This window comes from Kitasatospora sp. NPDC059803, assembly GCF_042732255.1.
In the GTDB taxonomy this organism is placed as follows: Bacteria; Actinomycetota; Actinomycetes; order Streptomycetales; family Streptomycetaceae; genus Kitasatospora.
The window spans coordinates 1-3,343 of record NZ_JBHWIJ010000490.1; the positions used below are offsets into that span (position 1 = coordinate 1).

Sequence of the window (3,343 nt, forward strand, 5' to 3'; positions counted from 1 at the left end):
GGTCGCCGAGAGGCCGCCACGGGGAGCCGGTCGGCGGTCAGCGGTCAGCGCGAGACGGCGGCACCCGAGCGGTCGAGCGCGGCCGCCTGGCCGCGGCCGTCGGCCGGGCCGTAGCCGTGCTCCGCCGCGAGGACCGGGCGCAGCGCCCGGATCGCGTAGAAGTTGCGGGACTTGACCGTCCCCGGCGGCACCCCGAGCCGGGCCGCCGCCTCCACCACCGAGCGGTCCCGCAAGTGCAGTTCGACCAGCACCTCGCGGTGGTGCTTCTGCACCCGGCGCAGGGCCAGCGCGATGTCCCGGGCGACGACCACCTGCTCGTACGGGTCCTCGGCGAGCGGACGGTCCTCCAGCGGCTCGCCGATCACCTCCTTGGCGCGGGCGGCGGCCATCCGGTAGTGGTCGATCGCGATCCGCCGGGCCACCGTGAACAGCCAGGGACGGCTCTGCTCGGCACCGGCCGCCAGCGCCTCGGGGTGCTGCCAGGCGCGCAGCAGGGTCTCCTGGAGGATGTCCTCGGCCTTGCCCCGGTCGCCGCCGGTGGCACGCAGCAGCGCGCGCAGCAGGTAGCCGCCGTGCAGCCGGTGGATCTCGGCGAGCGTGTCCGGGTCGAGGGTCGGGCGGGCCGCCTTCGGCGTGCCGGGCGCGGGGGCGGATCCCGTGGTGGCCGACGGGTCCGTGCCGGCCGGCGGGCCGACGGGCGGCTGGGCGACGGACGTGGGCTGGGCGACGGGCTGCTTCGACACGCGCGGCCTCTCAGATCGGGCAAGGGCAGGGCGACACACCGACCGGACTTCCCCGGCGGCTACAAGCAGCAGACTGCCCGCAGCCGCCAAGGCCGCACCAACGATCCGCCAACGCCCCGGCCCCGCACGGCCGGGCCGCAGGCCAGGACTCCGCACGGCCACCTCCCGGCCATCTCGCGGCCATCCAGCGCCCATCCCGTGGCCACCAGGCCGCCCCTCAGGCCTCGTTGAGCACGCGCACCAGCTCCTGGACCCCGTCCTCCCCCCGGTGCTCGATCAGCACCGCGACCCAGGTCGCCAGCTGCTCCCGCTCCACCGCCGACCAGGCCGGTGCCGAGGGGTGCTCGTCGACCACCAGCGCCGCCGCCAGCTCCCGCAGCCCCGGTGCGGGCTCCGGCCTCCACCGCTCGGTCGGCAGCGCCCGCAGGGCGAGCCGCCGGGCGGCGGCGGTCACCTCCTCCGCCGTGCCCTCGGGCACCACCAGCGCGGGTGGCCCGGGCCTGCTCGGCTCCTCCTGCCGTACCAGCGCCGCGACGACCTCGCGCACGTCCGGCCCGTCCGGATCCATCGTTGTCCCTCCCCCATCCCGTCCCACGGGAGTCACGCCGGCTGCTCCTGCATGGCACTCGTTCCGCATCGAGTGCCATCCGAAGACGGTATCTACTGACAGCCGGTCCAGCAGAGGGTTTTCCGGTACGGCCGGGCAGCTGCCGCTCAGCTGCCGCCCGCACACCGGTTCGGCCGGCGACGAGGCCCGAACGAGAGGACCTAGCCGACCGGCCGGTGCTCGGGGGTGCAGGCCGGGCGGCCGATGCGGTGGGGGGTGGTGCCCATCAGGTCCTCCAAGCGCGGGGGAGGCACAGTGCGCGCCCCGACCCGCTCAACGGGCCGTCCGCCGGGGGCGGTTCACCCTGCCCCGGCGACGGCACCGGGTGAACCGGAACCGGCCCGCCATCCGTAGACGTCGCCCGGCTCCACCGGGCCGTGCTGGGCCGCGCACGGCCGGGAACCCCTTCCCGAGGGGGGTGGGACGCGAGTGGGCCGCAGCGTCCCGCGCTCCCGTTGAACGGTGCTCCCGGCCCGGGCCGTTGAACCGATCGGACGGCCCCGTACCCGGCCGGCGCGGGGGGCGCCGGAATCCGGTGCACCAGACAGGGCCGACACGGCGAGCAGGAGGCGAACACATGGCGGCCGACCACACGCACACCGGGCGGGTGCACCGTCTGACGCAGGGCCCGGACTGGGACCTCGCCCCCGACTACGGCCCCGTCCTCCCGGCGGCCGGCGCACTGGCCGTCGCAACGGCGACCATCCCGAGCGCCGGGCCGAGCGCCGCGCCGCCCGCCGGACACCTCGCCGGGCCGGACTGGCAGCAGCCACTGGATGTGCTCGGGACGGTCCTGGTGCCCCCGCAGGCGCGGCCGGCCCCGGCCGCGCTGCCCCCGGAGCCGTTCACCCTGCTGCCGCAGCTCCCCCAGGCCGAACTTCCGGCCCTACCGGCCCTACCGGCCATGCCTGCCCTACCGGCCATGCCTGCCCCACAAGCCCCGCACTCCGCGCCGCCGCAGGCCCCCGCCGCACGGCGGGGCCGCCGCACCCTGGGCCTGCCCGCCGGCCTGGGCCTCGGCCGGGGAGAGCGGGAACGGGAACGGGAACGGCTGACGGCGGCCATCCGCACCCCGCTCCACCGCTCCTTCCGGATCGCGGTGATCGGCCTCAAGGGCGGTGTCGGAAAGACCTCGACGACCCTGGCACTCGGCTCCGTCCTCGCCGAGATCCGCGCCGACAAGGTGGTCGCCGTCGACGCCAACCCGGACACCGGCACCCTCAGCAAGCGGGTCCATCGGGAGACCGGGGCCACCGTCCACGACATGCTCGCCGCCGAGGCCACCATCACCGGCTACATGGACGTCCGCCGCTTCACCTCGCTCACCCCCAGCGGGCTTGAGGTCCTGGCCAACGACTCGGACCCGGCGATCGCCAACAGCTTCAGCGGCGAGCACTACCGACGGCTCGTCGACCTGCTCGCCCGGCAGTACCCGATCATCCTCGCCGACTGCGGCACCGGCCTGCTGCACAGCTCCATGCGCGCCGTCCTCGACCTCGCCGACCAGCTGGTCATCACCGCCACCACCAGCATCGACGGCGCGAGCAGCGCCGACGCCACCCTGGAGTGGCTGTACACCAACGGCTACGGCTCGCTGGCGCAGCGCAGCGTGACCCTGATCTCCAGCGTCCGCAGCAGCGGCCGGACGATCCGGGTGGAGGAACTCGTCGCCCACTTCGAGAACCGCTGCCGCGGCGTCGTGGTCCTCCCCTTCGACGAACACCTGGCTCTGGGCGGGGAGTTCGACCCGGCCAAGCTGCGCCCCAAGACCCGCCGCGCCTACCTCGACCTCACCGCCCTGGTCGCCGAGGGCATGCACTTCGCCCCGCCCGCCGCCGGCCCCCACGCCGCCGCCGCCCTCCACTAGGGCGTGTCTGACAATTCCCGCCGGGCGCGCGGCGCCAGGCATCCCGCCTGACCGCACCGGCGAAACGTCCAAGTACGACCCAGTACGAGGACGCTTCGCCGGCACGCCCAGCCGGGCGCCCAACAC

3 protein-coding genes are annotated in these 3,343 nt (G+C 75.6%); 1 reads left to right on the forward strand and 2 read right to left on the reverse strand.

What is annotated here, in order from left to right:
* Positions 1-44: 44 nt before the first annotated feature.
* Positions 45-743, reverse strand: coding sequence for a sigma-70 family RNA polymerase sigma factor (locus tag ACFV6I_RS38585; RefSeq protein ID WP_063350556.1), 699 nt, complete (start codon positions 741-743; stop codon positions 45-47).
* Between the two features lie 217 nt (positions 744-960).
* Positions 961-1,311 carry a hypothetical protein gene (locus ACFV6I_RS38590; protein ID WP_063350555.1) on the reverse strand — a complete coding sequence of 117 codons (351 nt, stop codon included), beginning with the start codon at positions 1,309-1,311 and terminating at the stop codon, positions 961-963.
* Positions 1,312-1,927: 616 nt separating this feature from the next.
* Between ACFV6I_RS38590 and ACFV6I_RS38595 the strand changes: the two genes are divergently transcribed.
* A complete protein-coding gene (locus ACFV6I_RS38595) occupies positions 1,928-3,217 on the forward strand; it encodes an AAA family ATPase (RefSeq protein WP_380430856.1) in 1,290 nt (429 codons plus the stop codon).
* Positions 3,218-3,343 lie beyond the last annotated feature (126 nt).